Source organism: Streptomyces sp. MnatMP-M17 (assembly GCF_900091995.1).
Taxonomy (GTDB): Bacteria; Actinomycetota; Actinomycetes; order Streptomycetales; family Streptomycetaceae; genus Streptomyces.
This window is the reverse complement of record NZ_FMDK01000360.1, coordinates 1-5,168: the sequence shown is the minus strand read 5'-3', so window position 1 is coordinate 5,168 and position 5,168 is coordinate 1. Positions and strand designations below refer to the sequence as shown.

Here is a 5,168-nt window from a genome sequence, read left to right as displayed (position 1 = left end):
CGCCGGGCCGCCGTCCGGCCCGCGGAACCGGCGGCCGTCGCGCTCTCCCCCACGGGGCGCGGCGGCCGTCCCGTTCGCGCCCAGGCCCTGTCTCGTGCTCCGGACACGGCCCGAGGCCTATCGTGTGCGGATGACCACGACATACGCGGCACTTCTGCGCGGAATCAATGTCAGCGGCCACAGACGCGTTCCGATGGCCGAACTGCGCGAGCTGCTCTCCGAACTGGGCCATCGCGACGTCCGTACGTATCTCCAGAGCGGCAACGCGGTCTTCACCAGCGACTCCGACGACGAGAGCGCCCTCGCCGCCGCTCTGGAGCGCGCCATCGAGCGGCGCTTCGGATTCACCGTGGACACTCTGGTGCGCGGCGCCGCCTATCTGCGGGCCGTCGCCGAGGAGTGCCCTTTTCCCGCGGCCACTCTTGAGGCCAAGCAGCTCCACGCCACCTACTTCTCCGGGCCGGTGGACGCCGAGCGGTTCGCCGGTGTCGACCGGGCCGCGTATCTCCCGGAGGACTTCCGGCTGGGCGACCGGGTGCTGTATCTGTACACACCGAACGGTCTCGGCCGCTCCAAGCTCGCCGAAGCGCTCGCCAGGCCGGGCCTGTTGAAGGGCGTCACGGCCACCAGCCGCAACTGGAACACCGTCGTCAAACTGGTGGAGCTGACCCGTGCCTGAGCGTACCTCCGCGATCTCGTCCGCCATCGAGGCCGAACTGCGTCTGCTCGATCCGGCGGTCCGCGCCTCCGCACACCTGCTCGCGGAACTGCTCCATCCCGACTTCAGGGAGTTCGGCGTCTCGGGCCGGGAGTGGGACCGCGGCTCGATCGTCGCCGCGCTCACCGTGAAGGGCGCGCCCGGGCCCCGGCCGATCACCACCTCCAAGATGCGAGGCGTCCAGCTCGCTCCCGGTGTGGTGCTGCTGACCTTCGACACGGAGTTCAACGGCCTGCGGGCCCACCGCAGTTCGGTATGGCGGCTGACCGAGAGCGGCTGGCTGCTCTACTTCCATCAGGGCACACCGTTCGACTGACACGGCGGTTACGCGCTACGCCCTACGCGGGCCGGGCCAGTCGTACAAGAGCGTTCGGGGCCGCCGCCCGCTCGTCGTAGCGGCGCAGCAGCAACCGCGCCAGCTCCGGGGCCGCGCCCAGGACTCCGGCCAGTACGTCGGCGCCGCCCTCGCGGGCACCGGCGGCGATACGGTCGGGAAGGAAGCCGGGAGCGATGACATACGGCGCCACGGCGATGTTGCGTACGCCCTCGGCCCGCAGCGCGCGCACCGCGTCCTCGGTACGCGGAAGCGAGGTGGAGGCGAACGCGGGCCGCACCGCGCACCAGCCGGTACGCCGCCACTCCCGCGCGATGCCGTTGATCACCGCGATCGCCTCCGGGTCCGAGGAGCCCGCCGAGGCCAGTACGATCCCGGTCGAGGCCCGGTCGGCGGGTCTGAGCCCGGCCTCGTACAGCCGCCGTTCCAGCGCGTCGGTCAGCAGCGGCGACGGGCCGAGCACCTCGGCCCGGCGGATACGCAGCCGTGGATGGCGTGCCGCCGCCTCGTGCAGCACCGCCGGGATATCGGCCTTGGCGTGGAAGGCGCGCGTCAGGAGCAGCGGCAGGACCACCACGTCCCGTACCCCCTCGCGCGCCAGCCGGTCCAGCAGCCGTGGCACGGCAGGAGCGTTGAAGTCCAGGAAGCCGGTCTCCACCCGCAGTCCGGGCCGCAGTGCCCGCAGCCGCGCGGTCAGGGCGTGCACGGTCGCGGCGTGCCGCGGATCACGGCTGCCATGCGCGACGACAAGCAGCACGGGCCGCGGCAGGGACCGAGGCCCGGACCGTGGCCCGGACGGCTGAACAGGGTGGTGGTGCATGGAAATCAGCTTTTCACGAGAAGACCGCGACGGCGCAGCACCCGCCGCTCCAGCGGACTGAAGATCAGCAGGTCGATGGCGATACCGACGATCAGGATGAGGAAGATGGCGAGGAACACCATGGGCATGCTGCCGACCGTACGGCCGTTCTCCAGCAACTGGCCGAGCCCTACGCCGAGATCGGGCGAGGACGCGATGATCTCCGCGGCCATCAGCGAGCGCCAGGAGAATGCCCAGCCCTGCTTCAGCCCGGCCAGATAGCCGGGCAGCGCCGCCGGCATCACGATGTGCCAGGTGCCGCGCAGCCCGGTCGCGCCGAGCGTGCGCCCGGCGCGCAGGAACAGCGGCGGCACCTGATCGACGCCGGAGACCAGACCGTTGGCGATCGACGGAACCGCGCCGAGCAGGATCACGGCGTACATCATCGAGTCGTTCAGCCCGAGCCAGATCACCGCGGGCGGTACCCAGGCCACCGAGGGCAGCGACTGGAGTCCGGACAGGATCGGGCCGATGGCCGCGCGGACGAACCGTACCCGGGCCACCAGCAGTCCGAGCGGAGTGCCGATCGCCAGGGACAGCAGGAAGCCCAGCAGACCGCGCGAGACACTGGTCCAGATATAGCCGAGCAGAGTGCCCTGGGCCCAGGCGTCCGCCACCTCGTCCCACACTGCCGACGGCGACGGCAGTTTGTAGTCGTCGGTGATCTTCGCCCAGACGAGGATCTGCCACACCACCAGCACCAGCGCCACGGCGATGACGGGCGGCAGGACCTTCTGCACGAGCGTCTGGCGCAGCGGCGCCCGTCCGGTCTGTACGGTGTCCAGCGCGTCGAGCCCGGCCTCCAGGCCCGCCAGATCGTGCTGGAGCGCCGCATCCGCCGAGTCCCCGGACGCCGTCCGGCCCTTCGGCGCCGCGTCGCCCGCCGCCGCGCCCTCCGGCGCCGAGTCCTTCGGCGCTGTCGTCTCAGTTCTGCCCATGGCGGCGGATCTCCCCACGCAGTTCTTCGGTGATCTCGACGGACAGCTCCGCGACCGCGGGGTCCTCGATACGGCGCGGCTGCGGGATGTCCACACGCCACTCATGGGCCACCCGGCCGGGCCGCGACGACAGCAGGACGACACGCTCGGCGAGCCGCACGGCCTCCCGTACGTTGTGCGTCACGAACAGCACCGACAGATTCGTCTCGCGCCAGATCCTGGTCAGCTCGTCGTGCAGCACATCCCGGGTGATGGCGTCCAGCGCTGCGAACGGCTCGTCCATCAGCAACAGTTGGCTGTCCTGGGCGAGCGCGCGCGCCAGCGCGACACGCTGCCGCATCCCGCCGGACAGCTCGTGCACCCGCTTGCCGTACGAGCCGTCGAGACGGACGAGGGAGAGCAGCCGCTCCGCCTCGCCTCGCCGCTCCTGCTTGGCCACTCCGCGCAGCCGCAGCGCCAGTTCGATGTTCTTGCCCGCGGTCAGCCACGGGAACAGCGCGTGCTCCTGGAACATCAGGGCGGGCCGCCCGCCGGGCGTCTCGATGGACCCGGCGGACGGACGGTCCAGTCCCGCGACCAGATTGAGCAGAGTGGACTTGCCGCATCCCGACGCTCCCAGGAGGGTGACGAACTCGCCGGGAGCGACATCGAGTGTGATGTCGTCCAGGACGAGCTGCTGCCCGGCGGGCGTCACGAAGGACTTCGAGACATGCGCGATACGGGCGGCGTGGTCCACCGCCGGGGTGCTGTCGGCGGCCTTGGCGAGAGCTGTCGCCATGGTCGTCACCTCCTGGGAACGGTGTGGGATCGGATACGCGATCGGGATCGGGGCCGGATACGGGATCGGGTACGAAGCCGTATCCGGTCGCGGTTACTTGACGCCGAGACCGGCGTCGGAGACCTCGGGCTCACCGGCGGCCGTGAGCACCTTGTTCAGTGGCCGCAGATCGTAGATACCGGCCAGATCGGGCTTCTCCAGCAGACCGGCCTTGACCGCGTGGTCGGCCTCCGCCTGGAGCGTGGCGGCCAGCGGGTCGTTGATGATCTCGATCGACTCCCACGCCGGGTCGAGCACCTCCGGCGGCAGCGCCTTGCCGGAGAGCGTCTTCAGCGCCTCGTTGGCGGACGCCTTGGCCTGGGCGTCATTGGCGTTGATCCACTCGTTCGTCTTCACCGAGGCACGGAGCACGGCCTCGACCACGTCCGGGTGATCGCCGAGGAACTTCTGCGACACGATGATGTTCGTGATCACGAACTTCTTGTCCGGCCACAGATCGGACTCGTTCAGCAGCTCCTTGGCGCCCTCGGCGACCAGCTTGGACGCGGTCGGCTCGGGCACCCACGCGCCGTCGATGGAGCCCGCCTTGTAGGCGTCCGGCGTGATTTTGTTGTCCGTACGGACGACGGACACATCGCCCTTGCCGGACTGGGCGTCGACCTTCCAGCCCTTCTCGGAGATCCAGTTGAGGAAGGCCACGTCCTGGGTATTGCCGAGCTGCGGCGTGGCGATCTTCTTGCCCTTGATGTCGTCCAGGGTCTTGATCTTCGCGGGATTGACCACGAGCTTCACACCGCCGGAGGCCGAACCGCCGATGATGCGCAGGCTCTTGCCGCCCGTCTGGGTGTAGCCGTTGATGGCGGGCGAGGGGCCGATGAAGCCGATGTCGATGCTGCCGGCGTTGAGGGCCTCGATCTCGGAGGGGCCCGCGTTGAAGGTGGAGGGCGCCACCTTCGTACCGCCCAGCTCCTTCTGGAAGAGCCCTTCCTGGATGCCGACCAGGGCCGTGGCATGGGTCAGGTTCGGGAAGTAGCCGATCTTCACCGTGTCGGCCGAGAGCGCCTTGCCCGTGGCGGCGGGAGCGGCCTTGTCGGAGGCCTTGTCCGAGTCGGAGCCGTAGCCGCAGGAGGCGAGTGTGACGGTGAGCAGCGGCAGTGCGGTGGCGACGGCGGCGAGACGGCGGCGCGCGAGGGAGCGGGAGGCTGGCACGGGAGGTTTTCCTCTCGTTGGCCGGTGCTCACGCCCTTCCGGAGTACGGGGGCGGGACCGGGAAGTCGACAGGTCTTCGGCGGTGCGGGGGGTTCGGGTGGTGCGGGAGATACGGGTACGGCGGGTGGGGGGTGCGGGCGCGCGAGCGGTGCGCGTACGTCATCACGCACATCGCGCCACCCCGCCCGTTCCCGCGCCGAGGGCGCCGCTGCCGACTCGGCCGCCCTCCTTCGCGAAGGTCGCGTACATGTCCATCACCATCAGAAGTCCCAGCCCTCGTCGTCGGAGGCCATGGCCGCGGCTGCGGCGGTCCCGGCGGGGCCCTCGGGGAA

At 70.4% G+C, this 5,168-nt stretch carries 6 protein-coding genes; 2 read left to right on the top strand and 4 right to left on the bottom strand.

The window, feature by feature from the left end:
• The first annotated feature begins 130 nt into the window (after positions 1–130).
• Both GA0115259_RS16865 and GA0115259_RS16860 read left to right on the top strand, forming a co-directional pair.
• Entirely contained in the window at positions 131–679 is a 549-nt protein-coding gene (locus tag GA0115259_RS16865) for a DUF1697 domain-containing protein (RefSeq protein WP_093597337.1), read from the top strand.
• Positions 672–1,034, top strand: coding sequence for a nuclear transport factor 2 family protein (locus GA0115259_RS16860; RefSeq protein ID WP_093597334.1), 363 nt, complete (start codon positions 672–674; stop codon positions 1,032–1,034). The genes GA0115259_RS16865 and GA0115259_RS16860 overlap by 8 nt, the downstream gene beginning before the upstream one ends.
• Positions 1,035–1,056: 22 nt before the next feature.
• On the opposite strand, the gene GA0115259_RS16855 is transcribed toward GA0115259_RS16860, so the two are convergent.
• The 4 genes from GA0115259_RS16855 to GA0115259_RS16840 form a co-directional block, all read right to left on the bottom strand.
• Positions 1,057–1,872 (bottom strand): sirohydrochlorin chelatase, encoded by an 816-nt coding sequence (locus GA0115259_RS16855; protein ID WP_370748000.1) that lies wholly within the window; start codon positions 1,870–1,872, stop codon positions 1,057–1,059.
• A 5-nt stretch (positions 1,873–1,877) separates the two neighbouring features.
• Positions 1,878–2,849 carry an ABC transporter permease gene (locus tag GA0115259_RS16850; RefSeq protein ID WP_093597331.1) on the bottom strand — a complete coding sequence of 324 codons (972 nt, stop codon included), beginning with the start codon at positions 2,847–2,849 and terminating at the stop codon, positions 1,878–1,880.
• The gene (locus GA0115259_RS16845; RefSeq protein WP_093597327.1) at positions 2,836–3,627 is read right to left on the bottom strand and encodes an ABC transporter ATP-binding protein; all 792 of its coding nucleotides are present in this window, start codon (positions 3,625–3,627) and stop codon (positions 2,836–2,838) included. The genes GA0115259_RS16850 and GA0115259_RS16845 overlap by 14 nt, the downstream gene beginning before the upstream one ends.
• Positions 3,628–3,720: 93 nt before the next feature.
• Entirely contained in the window at positions 3,721–4,836 is a 1,116-nt protein-coding gene (locus GA0115259_RS16840; protein WP_093597324.1) for an aliphatic sulfonate ABC transporter substrate-binding protein, read from the bottom strand.
• Positions 4,837–5,168 lie beyond the last annotated feature (332 nt).

Bases quoted from the DNA above. Each gene is read 5' to 3' on its own strand.
- GA0115259_RS16855 (WP_370748000.1), bottom strand. From the start codon at position 1,872: ATGCACCACCACCCTGTTCAGCCGTCCGGGCCACGGTCCGGGCCTCGG.
- GA0115259_RS16845 (WP_093597327.1), bottom strand. From the start codon at position 3,627: ATGGCGACAGCTCTCGCCAAGGCCGCCGACAGCACCCCGGCGGTGGAC.
- GA0115259_RS16850 (WP_093597331.1), bottom strand. From the start codon at position 2,849: ATGGGCAGAACTGAGACGACAGCGCCGAAGGACTCGGCGCCGGAGGGC.
- GA0115259_RS16865 (WP_093597337.1), top strand. From the start codon at position 131: ATGACCACGACATACGCGGCACTTCTGCGCGGAATCAATGTCAGCGGC.